Here is a 17229-nt window from a genome sequence, read left to right as displayed (position 1 = left end):
CTTCGGCGGGCCGGGTCGCGGCCACTCTCCAGAGCCTATGTCGGAAACGGTCCTTTTGCCTGAGAGTTCGCCGGGGCGGCTGCTCCTTCGGCACCGGCACGAAGCCGGATTCTCCCGAATTCCTGACGCTGACAGCTAGCCCCAGGTCGCGTGCAAGGCAAGCCCTTTGTCGTATCGGGGTCGAAACCGGTCGCTTTCGGCGGATGGGCCGGGCCGAGGCCCTGCGGGGTTGGGGTGCGGACCGGGCCTCAGCGTCTGGGAAAGACGAACACCCGGTCGCGTCGCAGCATCAGCCACATCGGCGTGCCGGCCGGAGGCAGGAACACGCCCGGCACAGTGGCGTTCAGCGCGATGCCGCCCTCGTCGGTCGTGAACTCGACCAGCGATTCGCGGCCCAGGTAGCGGGCGCGAACCACGCGGGCCAACGCCGCCGCGCCGTTTTCCCGCGTCGGTGCAGGGCCTTGGCCGGCGCGATCGAAATCGATCTTCAGATGCTGAGGCCGGATCACGATCTCGACCTCGCTGCCATCGGGCACGCCGGGGGTCAGGAAGTCGCCGAATGGGGTGGCGGTCAGCGCGCCCTTGACCCGACCCTCCAGGACATTGACATCGCTGAAGAAAGCGGCAGCCTGCCGGTCCACTGGCGCATTGTAGAGATTATAGGGCGCGCCCTGTTGCACGATCCGGCCGAGGCGCATCAGCAGGATCTGGTCGGCCATCCGCATCGCCTCGTGGGGTTCGTGGGTCACCAGCAGGACTGCGGTGCCTTCTTCCTTCAGCAGAGACAGCGTCTCGTCGCGGATCCCGTCGCGCAGGCGCTCGTCAAGTCCGCTGAACGGCTCGTCCATCAGCAGCACGCGCGGGCGCGGCGCCAGCGCGCGGGCCAGCGCCACGCGCTGCTGCTCGCCACCCGACAGTTCATGGGGATAGCTGTCGATATGGCCCGACATATGCACCCGTTCCAGCAATTCCGCGACGCGGGCGCGGTTGGCGGAATACCTGCCCGGCAAGCCGAAGGCGACATTCTCGCTGACCGGCAGATGCGGAAACAGCGCGAAATCCTGGAACATCAGCCCGACCGCACGACGTTCGGGCGGCACCCGGAAGACGGTGTCGCAAACCAGATTTCCATCGACGAAGATCTTGCCGCTGTCCTGCATGTCCACCCCGGCAACGATCCGCAGGGTGGTGGACTTGCCGCAGCCAGACGGCCCCAGAAGGCAGGCGACCTGCCCGGCGCTGACGCTGAACGAGACCTGATCCACGACCTTCAGCCCGTCAAAGGCGCGTGTCAGGTCCTGGACCTCGAGTCGGGGCGGAGTGGTCACGTCCTGTCCGATTCTTTCACTTGGGTTTTGCCTTGCCCTAGCAGCGGGATGCAGCACCCGCAACCGCCCCGGACCAGGCCGCGATCCGGCAGCGCCAGGCCCGGCACCGGCATGGCCGGAGCGATCGGCCCCTGCCGGCGGCTGCATCGCTGCGACGGCATCAGATCGTGACGTTCAGCGCGCCCCCGTCCAGCAGGATGTTCTGGCCGACGATGAATTTCGCATGCTGGCTGCACAGGAAGGCGCAGGTGGCGCCGAAATCCTCGGGCTGGCCATAGGTGCCGGTCGGGATGCCCGCCTGCCGCTGCCGGCGGGCGTCGTCCATGCTGATCCCCTGTTGCTCTGCGACGCCCTTGTCGAGGCTGTCGGCGCGGTCGGTGGCGTGGATGCCCGGCAGGATGTTGTTCACGCAGACGCCGCGTCCCGCGACCTGCCGCGACATGCCCGCCACGAAGCCCGTCAGCCCGGTCCGCGCGGTATTGGACAGCCCCAGGACCGCGATCGGCGAGCGGACCGATTGCGAGGTTATGTTGACGACCCGGCCCCAGCCGCGATCCATCATCCCGGGCACCAGCGCCTGCATCAGCGCCACCGAGCTCAGCATGTTCGCGTCGATGGCCCTGATGAAATCGTCGCGGTTCCAGTCGGTCCAGTTTCCGGGGGGCGGGCCGCCGGCATTGGTGACCAGGATGTCGGCCTGGCCGACCGCCTCAAGCACCCGGGCGCGGCCCTCCTGGGTGGTGATGTCGGCGGCGACCGGCGTGACGCTGACGCCGTGCCGGTCGGCGATCTCGCGCGCCGTGCGGGTGATCTCGGATTCGGTGCGGCTGTTGATGACCAGATCCACGCCGGCCTGGGCCAGCGCCTCGGCACAGCCGCGTCCCAGGCCCTTCGAGGCCGCGCAGACCAGCCCCCGTCTGCCCCTGATACCAAGATCCATCACGCCCTCCTGTCGGTTTGCCCGGCAGGAAACGCGCGGCGGCCGGGTTTGTCAAACCTTGCCTTCGATCGCCTCGCGGATGGCGCGGATATTGTCGCCATAGACCTGCGGCTGATCGACCGTGCCGCCCTTGAACACCGCCGAGCCCGCAACCAGCACGTCGGCCCCGGCCCTGGCGACGATCGGCGCGGTCTTGGGATCGACCCCGCCATCGACCTGGATATGGATGGGGCGGTCGCCGATCATGCCGCGCAGGCGGGCGATCTTGTCGATCTGGCTGTGGATGAATTTCTGCCCGCCGAAGCCGGGATTCACCGTCATCACCAGCACCATGTCGCACAGATCCAGCAGGTAATCGACCGCTTCGAGCGGCGTGCCCGGATTGAGCGCGATGCCGGCCTTCTTGCCGGTGGCGCGGATCGCCTGCAAGGTGCGATGCGGATGCGGCCCGGCCTCGACATGCGCCGTGATCATGTCGGCCCCGGCCTCGGCATAGGCGTCGATATAGGCATCGACAGGCGCGATCATCAGATGCACGTCCATGAAGGTCGTGACATGCGGACGGAACGCCTTCACGGCGGGCGGGCCGAAGGTCAGGTTCGGCACGAAATGCCCGTCCATCACATCGACATGCACCCAGTCGGCGCCCTGTCCCTCGATGGCGCGGATCTCGGCGCCGAAATTCGCGAAATCGGCGGACAGGATCGAAGGCGCGATCTTGATCTTGCGGTCGAATGTCATGGTGCGGGTCCCCTGAGCTTACTCGGCAGCCTGCTGCCCGGTTGTGCGGTTCCCGTCAAGCCCGGCATCAAGCCCGCCGCGAAACACCCGGCTGGCGCGCAGGTCGGGCTCGGTGATGGTCGACAGCGTGTCGGCATCGACCGGCCCCCTCGCCTCGTTGAACAGCCGGTTCGCCTGGCGCAGCCGGGCGCGGTCCAGCGCGTTCCGGATCGAGCGGGCATTGGCGAAATGCGACTGGCCGCGGCGTGCGGCGATATACTGCGCCATCGCCTGCCGCGCGGCCTCGTCGAAGCGATAGTTCTGTCGGGCCAGCATCCTTTCCGAGATGTGCAGCAATTCGGGATCGCTGTAGTCGGGGAACTCGATGTGATGGGCGATCCGCGACCGGAAGCCGGGGTTGGAGGCGAAGAAACGGTCCATCCGGTCGGCATAGCCCGCCAGGATCACCACCAGGTCGTCGCGGTTGTTTTCCATCACCTGCAACAGGATCTCGATGGCCTCCTGCCCGTAATCGCGTTCATTCTCGGGCCGGTAGAGGTAATAGGCCTCGTCGATGAACAGCACTCCGCCCATCGCCTTCTTCAGCACCTCCTTGGTCTTGGGCGCGGTGTGGCCGATATACTGGCCCACCAGGTCGTCGCGCGTGACGGTCACCAGATGGCCCTTGCGGACATAGCCCAGCCGATGCAGCAGATCGGCCATCTTCAGCGCCACCGTCGTCTTGCCGGTGCCGGGATTGCCGGTGAAGGACATGTGCAGCGTCGGCGTTTCGGTCGCCAGGCCCATCTGCCGGCGGGCCTTGTCGACCAGCAGCAGCGCCGCCGTCTCGCGGATGCGGGATTTCACCGGCTCCAGCCCGATCAGCGTCTCGTCCAGCTCGCGCAGCACGTCCCTCACGCCGCTTTCCTCGAAGGCGGCGGCCAGATCGACGCTGGTCGGGCGCGCGTCCTGGATCGTGGTCTCGTCGGTCATGGGATGCCTCGTTTGGCTGCAAGGTTGGTCCGGGCGGCACGGGGAATGGCCGCCCGGAGGCCGGTCAGGCGTAGCGCGACCCTTCGGGTTCGCGCATGGCATAGCTTTCGATCGTGTAGCGCACGGTCCGGCCCTCGCCTTCCTGGCGGACGACCCGGAAGCCGGGCTCGACTTCCGGCCGGTTGACGATGAAGCTCATCCGGATCGATTCCCAGCCGGGCGAGGAATCGAAGGCGATGACGCGGATATACGTGCTGCCATGTTCCTTGCGGCACGCGTTGACCTCATAGACCACGGCGGCGGCATCGGGGTTGTCGAACATCGGATGGCCCCACATCTCCCAGTAGGTGTTCCGGGGATGGGGATCGTCGGTATATTCGACCGACACGGCCCAGCCGTTGTCGATCGCGTATTGCGCCTGAACGCGGATGTCGTCGTCGCTCAGGTCGGGCAGAAAGCTGAACTGGCCTTGCATCAGTTTCATGTCGGTTCTCCTCAAGCCGAGACTTCGGGGGTGGGGGCAAAGTCGGGCGCATCCGTCGAGGCATAGTTGAACGAAACGTCCTTCCACACATCCAGCGCCTGTTTCAGCGGCGTGCAGGTGCGGGCGGCGTCGCGCAGGATGTCCTCGCCCTCGTTCCAGATGTCGCGGCCGGCATTGCGGGCGAACACCATCGCCTCCAGCGCGACGCGGTTGGCCTGAGCCCCCGCCGCGATCCCGTGCGGATGACCGATCGTGCCGCCGCCGAACTGCAGCACCACATCCTCGCCCAGATAGTGCAGCAGCTGGTGCATCTGGCCGGCATGGATGCCGCCCGAGGCGACCGGCATCATCTTGTTCAGGCTGGCCCATTCCTGATCGAAGAAGATCCCGTTCTCCAGCGCCATCGGATTCCGTTCCTCGCGGAAGATGTCGTAGTATCCCCTGGTCGTCGCCGGATCGCCCTCCAGCTTGCCCACGACCGTGCCGGCATGCAGGTGATCGACGCCCGCCAGCCGCATCCATTTCGCGATGACCCGGAAGCTGACGCCGTGGCTGCGCTGGCGGGTATAGGTCGAATGACCGGCCCGGTGCAGATGCAGGATCATGTCGTTGTCGCGCGCCCATCTGGCCATCGACTGGATCGCGGTATAGCCGATCACCAGGTCGATCATCACGATCACCGAGCCCAGGGATTTGGCGAATTCGGCGCGGGCATACATCTCTTCCATCGTCCCGGCGGTGATGTTCAGATAGGTGCCCTTGACCTCTCCGGTCGCGGCGCTGGCGCGGTTCACGGCCTCCATGCAGTAGAGGAACCGGTCCCGCCAATGCATGAAGGGCTGGCTGTTGATGTTCTCGTCATCCTTGGTGAAATCGAGCCCGCCCTTCAGCGCCTCGTAGACGACGCGGCCATAGTTGCGGCCCGACAGGCCCAGCTTGGGTTTCACGGTGGCGCCCAGCAGCGGGCGACCATAGCAGTTCAGGCGTTCACGCTCGACGACGATGCCGGTGGCCGGGCCCTGGAAGGTCTTCACATAGGCCACGGGCAGGCGCATGTCCTCCAGCCGCAGCGCCTTGAGCGGCTTGAAGCCGAAGACATTGCCGATGATGGATGCCGTCAGGTTGGCGATCGAGCCGCCCTCGAACAGGTCCAGATCATAGGCGATATAGGCAAAGAACTCGCCCTCGCTGCCCGGGACCGGATCGACGCGATAGGCCTTGGCGCGGTATTTCTCGCAGGCCGTCAGCCGGTCGGTCCACACCACCGTCCAGGTCGCGGTGCTGCTTTCGCCGGCGACGGCCGCCGCCGCCTCGACCGCGTCCACCCCGTCCTGCGGGGTGATCCGGAACAGCGCGATCACGTCGGTGTCCTTGGGCTCGTAATCGGGTTCCCAATAGCCCATCTGGGCGTATTTCATCACGCCCGCCGAGTAACGCTTCTTGGCGTCGGTGACGGTCTGGTTCGACATCTGGTTCATGTCCTTCTCCCTTCAGGCGGCTCTTGCGCCGGTGATGGCCGGGTCAAGCGCCCCCGACGCATAGCGTTTGGCCATCTCGTCAATCGCGATGACCCTGATCGTGCCGGCGTGCCCCGCGGTGCCGAAGCGTTCGAACCGGTCGCGGCACAGCGCGGTCAGTTCCGTCATGGCGGGGATCATGAACTTGCGCGGATCGAACTCGGCCGGCGTATCGCGGGCGACGCGGCGGAACTGTCCGGTCATCGCCATCCGGCAATCGGTGTCGATGTTGACCTTGCGCACGCCCATGCGGATGCCGCGTTCGATTTCCTCGACCGGCACGCCCCAGGTCTGCGGCATCTCTCCGCCCGATGCGTTGATCAGGTCCTGCAGATGCTGCGGGACGCTGCTCGAGCCGTGCATGACCAGATGCGTGCCGGGCAGGCGCTGGTGGATCGCCTCGATCACATGCATGGCCAGGATGTCGCCATCGGGCTTGCGGGTGAACTTGTAGGCGCCGTGGCTGGTGCCGCAGGCGATGGCCAGCGCGTCGCAGCGCGTGGCGCGGACGAAATCCACCGCCTGATCGGGATCGGTCAGCAACTGGCTGTGGTCCAGCTTGCCCTCGGCGCCCGATCCGTCCTCGGCCGCCGCCTCGCCGGTTTCCAGGCTGCCCAGCACGCCCAACTCACCCTCGACCGAGGCGCCGACGCCATGCGCGGCCTCGGCCACCCGGGCGGTGACGGCGACGTTGTAGTCGTAATCGGCCGGGGTCTTCATGTCCTCATGCAGCGAGCCGTCCATCATGACGCTGGTAAAGCCGTGGCGGATCGCGGACATGCAGGTTGCCAGATTGTTGCCGTGATCCTGATGCAGGCAGATCGGGATCCCCGGGTTCATCTCGGCCAGCGCCTCGACCATGCGGCGCAGCATGATGTCGCCGGCATAGCGGCGCGCCCCGCGCGACGCCTGCAGGATGACCGGCGCATCGACCTCGGCCGCGGCCTTCAGGATCGCAAGGCCCTGTTCCATGTTGTTGATGTTGAACGCCGGCACCCCGTAGCCATGCTCGGCCGCGTGGTCCAGAAGCTGTCTCAGCGTGATCAGCGCCATCAGGTTTCTCCCTCGATCAGATGCCGGGCCAGCGAAGCGGCGGCCTCGGGCGTGATGCCGAAATGGCGGTAAAGTTCGGGCGCCGGGGCCGAGGCGCCAAAGCCGGTCATGCCGACAAACCCGTCCTCGGGCCGCAGGACCAGGTCCCATCCCTGCCGGATCGCCGCCTCGATGCCGATCCGCGGGGCGTGCCCAAGCACGCCGCGCCGGTAATCCGCATCCTGCGCGGCGAACAGTTCGAAACAGGGGGCCGACACCACCGCGGCGTTGATCCGGGCGGCCTTCAGCAGATCCGAGGCGGCCAGCGCGATCTGGACTTCCGATCCGGTGGCGATCAGCGTCACGTCCCGATCGAAGGGCGTTTCGCGCAGCACATAGGCCCCAAGCCGGCTGCGGTTGTTGTCCTCGTCCTCGATCCGGACGGCGGGCAGCGCCTGCCGCGACAGCGCGAGGACCGAGGGCGTGGCGCCGCTGGTCAGCGCGATCTCCCACGCTTCGGCGGTCTCGACCGCGTCGGCGGGGCGGAAGACCCGCAGGTTCGGGATGGCCCGAAGGCTGGCCAGGTGCTCGACCGGCTGGTGGGTCGGGCCGTCCTCGCCCAGCCCGATGCTGTCATGGGTCATCACATGGACGACGCGCACCCCCATCAGCGCGCCCAGCCGGATCGCGCCGCGCGCATAATCGGCAAAGGCCAGAAACGTGCCGCCATAGGGGATGAATCCGCCATGCAGCGCGATGCCGTTCATCGCCGCCGCCATGCCATGTTCGCGGACGCCGTAATGGACATAGCGGCCGGCGTAATCGCCGGGCGCGATCACCCGCATCCCCTTGCTGCGCGTGTTGTTCGAGCCGGTCAGGTCGGCGCTGCCGCCGATCGTGTCGGGCAGCGTCGCATTCACCACCTCCAGCGCCATCTCGCTGGCCTTGCGGGTCGCCAGCTTCGGCCGGTCCGCGACAAGGCGGTGGCAATACTCCGCGATCGCGGCGCGCAGCGCCGCCGCGTCGGGCGCGGCCTGCGCCGCCCGGAACGCGGCGCGGTTGTCCGACGCCTCGAGCCGTGCCTGCCATGCCGCCCGCGCCCTGCCGCCCCGCGCGGCGATTGCGGCCCAGCCGGCGCGGACATCCTCGGGCAGGGTGAAGGCCTCGTGCGGCCAGTCCAGCGCGATGCGCGCGGCCGCGATCTCGTCGGCACCCAGCGGCGCGCCATGCACATCATGGCTGCCCTGCTTGTTCGGGGCGCCGAAGCCGATCACCGTCCGGCAGGCGATCATCGAGGGCCGGCTGTCGGCCCGCGCGGCCTCGATCGCGGCCGCCACCGCCTCGCGGTCATGTCCATCGACCGCCTGCACGTGCCACCCGGCGGCGGCAAAGCGCGCCGGCTGGTCGGTCGAGGTCGAAAGCCCGGTTCCGCCGTCGATGGTAATGCCGTTGTCGTCCCACATGACGATCAGCCGCCCCAGCCGCAGATGGCCGGCCATGTCGATCGCCTCGTGGCTTATCCCCTCCATCAGGCAGCCATCGCCGGCGATCACATAGGTCCAGTGATCGACCAGATCGCCGCCCCAGCGCGCTTCGGCCATGCGTTCGGCCAGCGTCATGCCGACGGCGGTGGCGATGCCCTGGCCCAGCGGTCCGGTCGTCACCTCGATGCCCTTGGCATGGCCGTATTCCGGGTGTCCCGCGGTGCGCGATCCCAGCTGCCGGAAGGCGCGGATCTGGTCCATGCCCATGTCGTCATGGCCCAGCAGGTGATGGATCGCGTAGACCAGCATCGACCCGTGGCCCGCCGACATCACGAAGCGGTCGCGGTCGGGCCACGCGGCATCGGCCGGATCGACGCGGATGAATCGGTTGAACAGCACCGTCGCCACGTCGGCCATGCCCATCGGCGCGCCGGGATGGCCGGACTGCGCGGCCTCGACGGCATCCATCGCCAGCGCGCGGATCGCATTGGCCATCCGGGCTTCCAGCGCGGCGTCGATTCGGGTCATCTGGTTCATCTTGCGTCTCCTCAGGCGCGACGGGCTTCATTGACGAGGCGCAGGATCATCGGGGTCAGGATCAGCTGCATGGCCAGGTCCATCTTGGGACCCGGGATGACGATGGAGTTGGCCCGGGTCATCCAGGACCCGTCGATCATCTGCGTGAGATAGGGAAAATCGATGCCACGGGGATTGCGGAACCGGATCACGACCAGGCTTTCGTCCAGCGTCGGGATCCAGCGCGCGATGAACGGGTTCGAGGTATCGACCACCGGCACGCGCTGGAAGTTGATGTCGGTCTGGGTGAATTGCGGGCAGATGCAGTGCACATAGGCGTGCATCCGGCGCAGGATCACGTCGGTGACCGCCTCGGTCGTGTAGCCCCGGCTGACCTTGTCGCGGTGGATCTTCTGGATCCATTCCAGATTGACGACCGGAACGACGCCGATCTTCAGGTCCGCGAGTTCGGCCAGGTTCACCTGATCGTTGACCACCGCGCCGTGCAGCCCCTCGTAGAACAGCAGGTCGCTGCCATCCTCGAATGGCGCCCAGTCGGTGAACGTGCCCGGCGCGGCGCCATAGGCTACGGCTTCCTTGTCGTCATGGACATAGTGGCGCGTCTCGCCGGTGCCGGTGTCGCCATAGGCGCGAAAGATGTCCTCCAGCTTTTCAAGCTCGTTCGCGTCATAGCTGAAATGGCTGAAGGTCGCGTCGCCGGCCTCCAGCCGTTTCGCCAGCTCGGCCTTCATCGCGGCGCGGTCGAAGCGGTGAAAGGCGTCGCCTTCGATGCTGACCGCCGTGATGCCCTCGCGGCGGAAGATCTGGTCGAACGTGGCCTTGACCGTTGTCGTGCCCGCGCCCGAGCTGCCGGTGACCGAGATGATGGGGTGTTTCTTGCTCATGGAATGTCCTCAGGCGCGGAACAGGCCGCGAATGCCGAACAGCGCCGAGACCTCGGCCTCGGGCAGGTCGTGGTAGGCGGCGACGCGGTCGACCTTTCCGGCGCTGCCGAAGACAAGGGGCGTGCGGCCATGCAGGCTTGTGACCTGGCGGTCCAGGATCGGCAGCGCGCCGTCGGTGGCCCGGCCGCCGGCCTGTTCGATGACCAGGGCGATCGGCGCACATTCGTAAAGCAGCCGCAGCCGGCCCTGTTCGTATCCGGGGCGCGCATCGGCCGGGTACAGGAAGATGCCGCCGCGCATCAGGATTCGATGCGTCTCGGCCACCAGGCTGGCGATCCAGCGCATGTTGAAATTGCGCGCGCGCGGGCCGTCGCTGCCGGCCACGCAATCGTCGATATAGGCCCGCACCGGACGCGGCCAGTGGCGATAATTCGAGGCGTTGATGGCGAACTCGGACGCGTTGTCCGGGATTGTCACCCGCGCAGCCGTGAGGTCGAAACATCCGGTGTCCGGGTTCAGCGTGTAGAACTGCGTGCCCGCGCCAAAGCTGACCATCATGCAGCAGCGCGGCCCATAGATGATGAAGCCGCCACCGATCATGTCGCGCGCCGGACGCAGAAAGCTGGCCTCGGCCTCGTCTCTGGCGGGGTAGATCGCGAAGATCGTCCCGATCGAGACATTGGTGTCGATATTCGAGGACCCGTCCAGCGGATCGATCGCCAGCGCCCAGGCGCCGTCGGGCTGCATCGCGACCGGGTCCTGCAGTTCCTCGCTGGCGTACCAGCGCAGCCCGGCGTCCTTCAGCGCGTCGCGAAACAGCGCGTCGGCATGCAGGTCCAGCCGCTTCTGCCCGTCTCCGTCGCTGTTGGTGCCGACCTCGGCCGCCATCGAGGCGTCGCCACGGCGGATCACCGCCGCCAGCGCCGCACCGCCGCGCGCCATCGCCAGCATCAGCGGACGCAGCGCCGCGGGAATATGCGTGGTGTCGATGCTTGGCGCGGTCATCCGCCCCTCCCTTGGCGTCAATGCGGCATGCAGCGACCTTGACAGGAGAGGTGATTATGTAAAATTTAATAAGATAGAAATCGAATTAGAAATTTCTGAAGATGCGCCTCGATGCCCTGACACTTCGCCAGCTTCGCAGCCTGCGCGCCGTGTGCGACTGCGGCAGTCTGACCGCCGCCGCGACCGCAGTCGGGCTGACCCCGCCCGCAGTGCACAGCCAGCTGCGCGCGCTCGAGGGGCTGGCGGGCTGTGCGCTGATGCAGCGCGGCGATCACGGTGCGTTCCGCCCGACCCCTGAAGGTCTGGCCCTGCTGCAGGCGGAATCGCAGATCGGCACCGCGCTGGCCCGCGCGGGGCGCGAGATCGCCGCCCTGCAACAGGGCTACAGCGGAAACGTTGTCCTGGGCGTGGTTTCGACCGGCAAGTATTTCGCGCCCGGCATGGTCGCGCAATTGCTGCGGCTTCTGCCCGATGTCGCGGTGACGCTGCGGATCGGCAACCGCGACGCGATCATCGCGGCGTTGTCGGCCAACGAGCTGGATCTGGCGATCATGGGCCGCCCGCCGCGCGAACCCGCGGTGATCGCCGATCCGATCGGCCCGCATCCCCACATCATCATCGCCGCGCCCGATCATCCGCTGGCCCGGCAGGATCCGGTGACGCCCGGCGACCTGCTGGCCCAGACCTTCCTGTCGCGCGAAGAGGGTTCTGGCACGCGCATCCTGATGACGCGGTTTCTGGACCGGATCGGCGAGGGCATCCCCTGGCGTGCGGTCGAGATGGGCACCAACGAGACCATCAAGCAGGCCGTCATCGCCGGGCTGGGGATCGCGCTGATCTCGCAGCACACCGTGACCGAGGAACTGCGCTCGGGCCGCCTGGTCGCGCTGTCGGCGATCGGACTGCCGATCCAGCGCAGCTGGTATCTGCTGCGTCGTGCCGACCGCGACATGACCGCCGCGACCGCCCGCGTCCGCCACGAGATCGAGGCCTTGCGGGGCAGCTTCCTGCCCGCCCTCTGAGGGTCGTCGCGCCTCTGCGGCCGATGTCAGGCCGGATCGCGCAGCGCGTCGATCGATACCGCCGCGGCCGAGCTGCCGCCCTCGAAGATCAGGCTCGCGCCATCGGCCCCGTCGATCTCGGCCTCGACGATGCGTGCATAGGCGCCGACATTGGTTTCGGCGATCACCTCGCCCTTGCGCGCGCTTTCGATGATGAAGGAATAGCGCCCGTCAGGCAGCTTGTCGCCCATCGCGTCGCGGCCGAACCAGTCGATCTGGCCGGCGCCGGGACCGATTTCCTCGCGCGCCACCTCGCGTCCGGTTGCGTTCAGCGTGACCAGCGTCACCGCATCGGCCGCGGGATCCGGAGCGACATCCAGCGTCAAGGCCTTGTTGCCGAACCAGACCGGCTCGGTCGTCCGGGCTTCCTTGCCGATCCAGTCGGCGATCTGGCCCAGGCTGCCGCCGCCCATCTGCGTCACCAGCTGGTTCAGCAGCTTGTTGGTCTGGGCCTGCTGCTCGACCCCGGAAAATGTCGCCAGCTGGACGGCGAACTCGGTCCCCTCCATCGGGTTCAGCGGGTCCTGGTTCTTCAGCTGCGCGGTCAGCATCTTCAGGAACGTGTCGAAATCGGCGCCCGTCGCCGTGGTCGTGGAACCGGTCGCGGCGGGCCCCGCCGCGCTGCTCGCGGCCGTGCCGCCAATAGCCGAAATCATGAGTCTTTCCCTTTCACAATCTGATATCCAGTCTTCGATCACCCGAAAGCCCGGTCGCGGCCAGGTGGACGGCGTGCCGGGCAATCGGCCATGCCGCGTCCCGCAAGGCCTCCGGGTCGCCACCGGGTTGATCCAGCGGCGACTGTCGATCCTGCGACCGACCTTCCTCCTGCCTGAATTCCAGCGCAGCGCCGTCCAGCCCGGCGTCGCCCAGATGCTGCAACAGCAGCCCGGCGTTGCGGCGCACCAGGTCCATGACTTCGGGGCGTTCGATCCACACCGTCACATGCGCTGCCCGGTCGGCGCCGGTGACCACCAAGCGGACCCGGCCCAGCTCCTCGGGCGACAGCGCAATCTCGATTCGGTTGTCGCTGGTGGTGACCACCGCGTCCGCGATCTGGCGAATCACCGTCTGCGGTGGGGTCTGGACAGGGCGCCACTCATGCTGGGCAAAGGCGATGCGGGCGGTTTCGGCCCGGGCACCGGTCGCCGTCGCGGTCAGCAGGGCGTCGCTGCCGGCCGAGTCGGACGGCATCCCGGCCGCGGCCTCGCCGCTCGCGACGGCGGTCGGTACGGCAGGACGATTCGCAGGCGCATCGGTCCGTGCCGGCGTGCCGGCCTCGACGGCGCCGTCGGCGGCCATCCGCGTCGCGCGCACGCTGTCCGGCGTTTCGGCGTCGCCATCGGACCTGGCCCGACCGACCATCGTCGCCTCGGGGTCCATCTCTGCCATCGGCGCGGCTCCTGCCGCCTTGATGTTTCCCGGGCCGGATCGCGGCGCCGCAAGCACCATCTCGGCCTCTTCGCCGCCAGTGTCCTCGGCCACGGCCGCGCTGACCCCGGACCATGATTCCAGCATGGCCGTCAAGCGATCGACCGTCGCGTCGGGATCGGGCACGGGCGCGACGGCGGCCGCGACTGCGTCCTCCGCGTCACCCGGCGGGTCGGCCACCACATCGGCGCCGTCTGCGCTGTCGGTCGCTTGCTCCTCGGCGGCCGGGGCCGCCCCGGGCTCTGGCCGGGGCGCGGCCTCACGGTCGCGTGCGGTCACCGCCTTGTCGAAATCCTCGCCCCGGCGCGGTTCGGATTGCGCCGTTCCGGTGCCGGACCGGGCCTGCGCCGAATCGGGCGCGCGATCGGGGAGGGCCTTGATAAACGAATGACTGTTCATGCTCATGCCTATCGATTTCCCCGATATATAAATGCCAATCCTTACCGATTATTTACCGCTGCACGCTAATTTCCGGAATTCGGAAGGATTCGGAGAAAACGGATGCAGATTCACCAGGTTTCACTATCAAGCACGCCTGTCGCGGCGCCGCAAAGCCCGGCCGATCGGCTGGAACAGGCCTTTCTGGAAGAGATGCTGAAATATTGCGGTCCGCGCGCGGCCGAGGGCGGATTTTCGGGCGGCATCGGCGAAGACCAGTTCGCAAGCTTCCTGAACCAGCAGCACGCCGCGATCCTGTCGCGCAAGCTGGATCTGGGATTCGATTCGCTGCTGCCGGGGGCTGCGGGATGAGCCGGCCGCTGACGGACCGGCTGGCGGCGGTCAGATCCGCCGTGATCGCCGGCGACCCTCAAAAGGCGCTGGCGCGGATCGAGGATTTCGCCGAATACGCCCGGCGGATCGGGATCGCGTCGCAGGACCGGCCGCGAATCGATGCCGCACTGGCCGAACTGCATGTCCTGGCCGAGGCGTCCCTGCGCGGGGCCAAGCAGGCCGCCGACGATGTTCAGGCGATCATCCAGGCCGCACGCACCCTGCAGACATATGACAACGAAGGTCGGCGGCGCGTGTCGGCGACCTCGGCACCGGCGCCACAAAGGTTTTGAGTAAAATGCGCGATGAAGCGTGTTTGAGCGCAGGGTCGGGTTTCACTATTTGTAAATAGCCAGCCGATAGAAAGGTGGAGGCACGAAGAAGCGTGCGGGGCAGATCAGCCCGAAGGGTCAGAAGGCCGATTTTCTCAAACGCGGGCGCAAAGCGCCCCCACTCATGGAGGACAACATGTCCAGCATTCTGACCAACAATGGCGCCATTGTCGCGCTGCAGACCCTGAAATCGATCAATGCCGGCCTGAACAAGGCGCAGTCCGAGATCTCGACCGGCAAGGCGATCGGCAACGCGCAGGACAACTCGGCGATCTGGGCGATCTCGAAGGTCATGGAAACCGACCAGGCCGCGTTCAAGACCATCCAGAGCGGTCTGAACGTCGCAGAGGCGACCGTGGCAACGGGACGCGCCGGGGCCGAGCAGGTGACCGAACTTCTGAAGGAGATGAAGAACCTGGCGTTGAACGCCGGCACCGACGGCTTCGACTACGACAAGGTCGAGACCGACATCGCCGCGAAGATGACACAGATCGGCGCGATTGTTTCCGGCACCCAGATGAACGGTGTCAACCTGCTCAGCACCAACGGCATCGACGGCGGCGCGACCTTTACGGTTCTTGCCTCGCTTGACCGTGTCGTGGCGACCGCAGCGACCACCGTCAACAGCATCGTCGTCAACTCGGCCGATTTCGAGGCGACCATCGTCGGCGGCACGCGGACCGCGATCACCGACCGGGCAACCGCCGAAACCGCCGTTGGCGATATCGAGGCGCTGATCGAACTGGCGGTGAACGGGGCAGCTGCGCTGGGTTCCTCGGGCAAGCGGATCGCCGATCAGTCGAACTTCGTGGGCAAGCTGGCCGACTCGCTGAAAGTGGGTATCGGTTCGCTGGTCGACGCCGACATGGAAGAGGCCTCGGCCCGCCTTCAGGCCCTGCAGACGCAGCAGCAGCTGGGCATCCAGTCGCTGTCGATCGCCAACCAGGCGCCTTCGTCGATCCTGGCCCTGTTCCGCTGATGACCTTGCGGGGCGCCTTCGGGCGCCCCGTCCTTCCCACGCCACCTCACACCGGGAACTGACACATTGAACGCGTTAACATCCTTGTCTGAAAACGGTTACGGCGCCAGCGCCGTCCGGACGGCGCGCGATGCCGAATATGACGTCATCTCGCGCGTGACCCGCCTGCTGCGGCAATCCGATCGTGCGGGCGGCAGCGCCGAATCGATCATGGCGGTCCACAAGAACAACGAACTCTGGACCTTGCTGGCGGCCGATCTGGCCGAACCGGGAAACGCTCTGCCCGAAGACATGAAGGCAGGTCTTCTGTCGCTGGCCGGCTTTGCGCTACGACACGGCCATTCGGTCCTTGCCGGACAGGGCACCACGGATGTCCTGATCGAGATCAACATGTCGATCATGAAGGGTCTGCGCAGCGGGGGTGACGCATGAGCGGCCTCGTCCTGAAGCTTGCACCAAACGAACGCGTCCTGATCAATGGCGCGGTCATCGAGAATGGTGAGAAGCGATCGAAGATCTCGATCAAGACCCCCAACGTCAACGTGCTGCGCCTCAAGGACGCAATCCACCCTGACAGCGCCACGACCCCGGTCACGCGGGCCTGTTACGTCGCCCAGCTGATCCTGTCCGGGGACGCGGACCCAAGGGAGGGCGGCCGACAGCTTCTGCTTGCGATCGAACAACTCAGCCAGGTTTTCGATGATCGCGACAGCCGGAACCTGCTGGCCTGTGCAACCCGCCACGCCGTCGACGGCAACGCCTATCAGGCGATGCGAAGCCTGCGCGAATTGCTTCCGCGCGAAAGCCGCCTGTTCGCGGCGCGACGCCAATGAGCATGCCATGACGCCCGCAATCACATTCGGGGTCGGCGGTCTGGCAGGCTGGCGCATCCTCAAGAACAGCGAAGCACGCCAGTTGCAGGTCTTGTCCCAGGACACGGCACTGAGGCGATCGACCGCCTATTTCCGTGACAATATTTCGTCCGCCCCCACGGCGGGCGACCTGGTCAAGGACTACCGACTTCTCAGTGTCGCGTTGGGCGCCTTCGGATTGCAGGACGACATCGGCAACAAGGCGTTCATCCGCAAGATCCTGGAATCCGACATCAGCGATGACCGGTCGCTGGTCAATCGTCTCAGTGACAAGCGCTATCTGCGGCTGGCCGAAGCGTTCGGTTATGCCAATGGCGCGCCCGGGACGGGGCTGGCGGACAGCGTGTCCGAGGCGTTCCTGCAGCGAGAGTTCGAACGCCGCGTCGGCGAGGGCGACGAGAATCTGCGCCTCGCCCTGAACGCGCGCCGTGAAATGCAGGCCCTGGCCGGTCGCGATTCCTCCGACAGGACGATGTGGTTCGAGGTGCTTGGAAACCCGCCACTGCGCAAGGTGTTCGAGAATGCCTTCGGCTTCGGCGATTCCTATGGCAAGCTGTCAATCGACCGCCAGGCAGAGGAATTCACCAAGGCATCCGAGCGCTTTCTGGGCAGCGCGTCGTTCAAGGACCTCGCCACTGATGAGGGAATCGACCGACTGGTCCGGAATTTCCTGGCGCGCTCGCAACTGCAGGATTCACCCGTGCAGAATCGGTACAGCGCGGCCCTGACCCTGCTGTCTTCCTGATCAGGGCGCCGGGCTTCCGGCTCGGCCGGTGCGAAAGGCGGCAGGGATGCCGCTTTGGGCACATGACCCGAGATGCAGCCGGGCATCATGCGAAACGCGCGCCGAAGTTGTCTGGTT

The 17229-nt window shown here is 66.8% G+C and carries 19 protein-coding genes and 1 riboswitch; of the genes, 7 read left to right on the top strand and 12 right to left on the bottom strand.

Translation table 11 applies throughout. The features are described from left to right. Window positions 1-37: 37 nt before the first annotated feature. Window positions 38-127: riboswitch (glycine riboswitch) on the bottom strand. 121 nt (window positions 128-248) lie between these two features. The 10 genes from L1965_RS11270 to L1965_RS11225 form a co-directional block, all read right to left on the bottom strand. Further along, window positions 249-1328, bottom strand: coding sequence for an ABC transporter ATP-binding protein (locus L1965_RS11270; RefSeq protein WP_235756543.1), 1080 nt, complete (start codon window positions 1326-1328; stop codon window positions 249-251). Between the two features lie 160 nt (window positions 1329-1488). Beyond that, window positions 1489-2268: an SDR family oxidoreductase gene (locus L1965_RS11265; protein WP_235756542.1), complete on the bottom strand. Its 780-nt coding sequence runs from the start codon at window positions 2266-2268 to the stop codon at window positions 1489-1491. Window positions 2269-2319: 51 nt separating this feature from the next. Then, entirely contained in the window at window positions 2320-3009 is a 690-nt protein-coding gene (gene rpe / locus L1965_RS11260) for a ribulose-phosphate 3-epimerase (RefSeq protein WP_235756541.1), read from the bottom strand. 18 nt (window positions 3010-3027) lie between these two features. After that, window positions 3028-3981 carry a CbbX protein gene (gene cbbX / locus L1965_RS11255; RefSeq protein ID WP_235756540.1) on the bottom strand — a complete coding sequence of 318 codons (954 nt, stop codon included), beginning with the start codon at window positions 3979-3981 and terminating at the stop codon, window positions 3028-3030. 64 nt (window positions 3982-4045) lie between these two features. Next, the gene (locus L1965_RS11250) at window positions 4046-4465 is read right to left on the bottom strand and encodes a ribulose bisphosphate carboxylase small subunit (protein ID WP_235756539.1); all 420 of its coding nucleotides are present in this window, start codon (window positions 4463-4465) and stop codon (window positions 4046-4048) included. 11 nt (window positions 4466-4476) lie between these two features. Beyond that, on the bottom strand, window positions 4477-5943 hold the full coding sequence (locus L1965_RS11245) for a form I ribulose bisphosphate carboxylase large subunit (RefSeq protein ID WP_235756538.1): 1467 nt from the start codon (window positions 5941-5943) through the stop codon (window positions 4477-4479). A gap of 12 nt (window positions 5944-5955) precedes the next feature. Next, window positions 5956-7035, bottom strand: coding sequence for a class II fructose-bisphosphate aldolase (gene fba, locus L1965_RS11240; RefSeq protein WP_235756537.1), 1080 nt, complete (start codon window positions 7033-7035; stop codon window positions 5956-5958). Then, window positions 7035-9026 carry a transketolase gene (gene tkt / locus L1965_RS11235; RefSeq protein WP_235756707.1) on the bottom strand — a complete coding sequence of 664 codons (1992 nt, stop codon included), beginning with the start codon at window positions 9024-9026 and terminating at the stop codon, window positions 7035-7037. Before tkt ends, fba begins: the two co-directional genes overlap by 1 nt. A gap of 20 nt (window positions 9027-9046) precedes the next feature. Beyond that, window positions 9047-9919 carry a phosphoribulokinase gene (locus L1965_RS11230; protein WP_235756536.1) on the bottom strand — a complete coding sequence of 291 codons (873 nt, stop codon included), beginning with the start codon at window positions 9917-9919 and terminating at the stop codon, window positions 9047-9049. A 9-nt stretch (window positions 9920-9928) separates the two neighbouring features. Next, the gene (locus tag L1965_RS11225; RefSeq protein ID WP_235756535.1) at window positions 9929-10924 is read right to left on the bottom strand and encodes a class 1 fructose-bisphosphatase; all 996 of its coding nucleotides are present in this window, start codon (window positions 10922-10924) and stop codon (window positions 9929-9931) included. Between the two features lie 101 nt (window positions 10925-11025). Between L1965_RS11225 and cbbR the strand changes: the two genes are divergently transcribed. Then, complete coding sequence (cbbR, locus tag L1965_RS11220; RefSeq protein ID WP_235756534.1) at window positions 11026-11946, top strand: LysR family regulator CbbR; 921 nt, start codon at window positions 11026-11028, stop codon at window positions 11944-11946. 26 nt (window positions 11947-11972) lie between these two features. Here the strand turns inward: cbbR and L1965_RS11215 are convergent, their stop codons facing one another. Continuing rightward, a complete protein-coding gene (locus L1965_RS11215) occupies window positions 11973-12641 on the bottom strand; it encodes a flagellar hook capping FlgD N-terminal domain-containing protein (protein ID WP_235756533.1) in 669 nt (222 codons plus the stop codon). 13 nt (window positions 12642-12654) lie between these two features. Beyond that, a complete protein-coding gene (locus L1965_RS11210; protein WP_235756532.1) occupies window positions 12655-13812 on the bottom strand; it encodes a flagellar hook-length control protein FliK in 1158 nt (385 codons plus the stop codon). A 102-nt stretch (window positions 13813-13914) separates the two neighbouring features. Here L1965_RS11210 and L1965_RS11205 point away from each other — a divergent pair, with 102 nt between their 5' ends. The 6 genes from L1965_RS11205 (at window position 13915) to L1965_RS11180 (ending at window position 17112) form a co-directional block, all read left to right on the top strand. Further along, window positions 13915-14163: a hypothetical protein gene (locus L1965_RS11205; protein ID WP_235756531.1), complete on the top strand. Its 249-nt coding sequence runs from the start codon at window positions 13915-13917 to the stop codon at window positions 14161-14163. Then, window positions 14160-14477 carry a hypothetical protein gene (locus tag L1965_RS11200; protein WP_235756530.1) on the top strand — a complete coding sequence of 106 codons (318 nt, stop codon included), beginning with the start codon at window positions 14160-14162 and terminating at the stop codon, window positions 14475-14477. The genes L1965_RS11205 and L1965_RS11200 overlap by 4 nt, the downstream gene beginning before the upstream one ends. A gap of 175 nt (window positions 14478-14652) precedes the next feature. Beyond that, window positions 14653-15495 carry a flagellin N-terminal helical domain-containing protein gene (locus tag L1965_RS11195; protein ID WP_235756529.1) on the top strand — a complete coding sequence of 281 codons (843 nt, stop codon included), beginning with the start codon at window positions 14653-14655 and terminating at the stop codon, window positions 15493-15495. Window positions 15496-15579: 84 nt separating this feature from the next. Beyond that, a complete protein-coding gene (gene flaF / locus L1965_RS11190; RefSeq protein ID WP_235756528.1) occupies window positions 15580-15927 on the top strand; it encodes a flagellar biosynthesis regulator FlaF in 348 nt (115 codons plus the stop codon). Then, on the top strand, window positions 15924-16328 hold the full coding sequence (gene flbT, locus L1965_RS11185; RefSeq protein ID WP_235756527.1) for a flagellar biosynthesis repressor FlbT: 405 nt from the start codon (window positions 15924-15926) through the stop codon (window positions 16326-16328). The genes flaF and flbT overlap by 4 nt, the downstream gene beginning before the upstream one ends. Window positions 16329-16335: 7 nt before the next feature. Then, on the top strand, window positions 16336-17112 hold the full coding sequence (locus tag L1965_RS11180; RefSeq protein ID WP_235756526.1) for a DUF1217 domain-containing protein: 777 nt from the start codon (window positions 16336-16338) through the stop codon (window positions 17110-17112). Window positions 17113-17229 lie beyond the last annotated feature (117 nt).

The organism is Paracoccus salsus (genome assembly GCF_021556615.1).
GTDB lineage: Bacteria > Pseudomonadota > Alphaproteobacteria > Rhodobacterales > Rhodobacteraceae > Paracoccus > Paracoccus salsus.
The sequence above is the reverse complement of the archived record's forward strand: the minus strand, read 5'-3'. Positions and strand labels throughout refer to the sequence as shown.

Excerpts from the sequence above, each read along its gene's own strand:
- L1965_RS11245 (WP_235756538.1), bottom strand. The coding sequence starts at position 5,943 with ATGAACCAGATGTCGAACCAGACCGTCACCGACGCCAAGAAGCGTTAC.
- L1965_RS11215 (WP_235756533.1), bottom strand. The coding sequence starts at position 12,641 with ATGATTTCGGCTATTGGCGGCACGGCCGCGAGCAGCGCGGCGGGGCCC.
- L1965_RS11180 (WP_235756526.1), top strand. The coding sequence starts at position 16,336 with ATGACGCCCGCAATCACATTCGGGGTCGGCGGTCTGGCAGGCTGGCGC.
- L1965_RS11205 (WP_235756531.1), top strand. The coding sequence starts at position 13,915 with ATGCAGATTCACCAGGTTTCACTATCAAGCACGCCTGTCGCGGCGCCG.
- flbT (WP_235756527.1), top strand. The coding sequence starts at position 15,924 with ATGAGCGGCCTCGTCCTGAAGCTTGCACCAAACGAACGCGTCCTGATC.
- L1965_RS11265 (WP_235756542.1), bottom strand. The coding sequence starts at position 2,268 with ATGGATCTTGGTATCAGGGGCAGACGGGGGCTGGTCTGCGCGGCCTCG.
- cbbX (WP_235756540.1), bottom strand. The coding sequence starts at position 3,981 with ATGACCGACGAGACCACGATCCAGGACGCGCGCCCGACCAGCGTCGAT.
- fba (WP_235756537.1), bottom strand. The coding sequence starts at position 7,035 with ATGGCGCTGATCACGCTGAGACAGCTTCTGGACCACGCGGCCGAGCAT.
- L1965_RS11230 (WP_235756536.1), bottom strand. The coding sequence starts at position 9,919 with ATGAGCAAGAAACACCCCATCATCTCGGTCACCGGCAGCTCGGGCGCG.
- cbbR (WP_235756534.1), top strand. The coding sequence starts at position 11,026 with ATGCGCCTCGATGCCCTGACACTTCGCCAGCTTCGCAGCCTGCGCGCC.
- L1965_RS11195 (WP_235756529.1), top strand. The coding sequence starts at position 14,653 with ATGTCCAGCATTCTGACCAACAATGGCGCCATTGTCGCGCTGCAGACC.
- L1965_RS11200 (WP_235756530.1), top strand. The coding sequence starts at position 14,160 with ATGAGCCGGCCGCTGACGGACCGGCTGGCGGCGGTCAGATCCGCCGTG.
- L1965_RS11250 (WP_235756539.1), bottom strand. The coding sequence starts at position 4,465 with ATGAAACTGATGCAAGGCCAGTTCAGCTTTCTGCCCGACCTGAGCGAC.
- tkt (WP_235756707.1), bottom strand. The coding sequence starts at position 9,026 with ATGACCCGAATCGACGCCGCGCTGGAAGCCCGGATGGCCAATGCGATC.
- L1965_RS11210 (WP_235756532.1), bottom strand. The coding sequence starts at position 13,812 with ATGAACAGTCATTCGTTTATCAAGGCCCTCCCCGATCGCGCGCCCGAT.
- rpe (WP_235756541.1), bottom strand. The coding sequence starts at position 3,009 with ATGACATTCGACCGCAAGATCAAGATCGCGCCTTCGATCCTGTCCGCC.
- L1965_RS11225 (WP_235756535.1), bottom strand. The coding sequence starts at position 10,924 with ATGACCGCGCCAAGCATCGACACCACGCATATTCCCGCGGCGCTGCGT.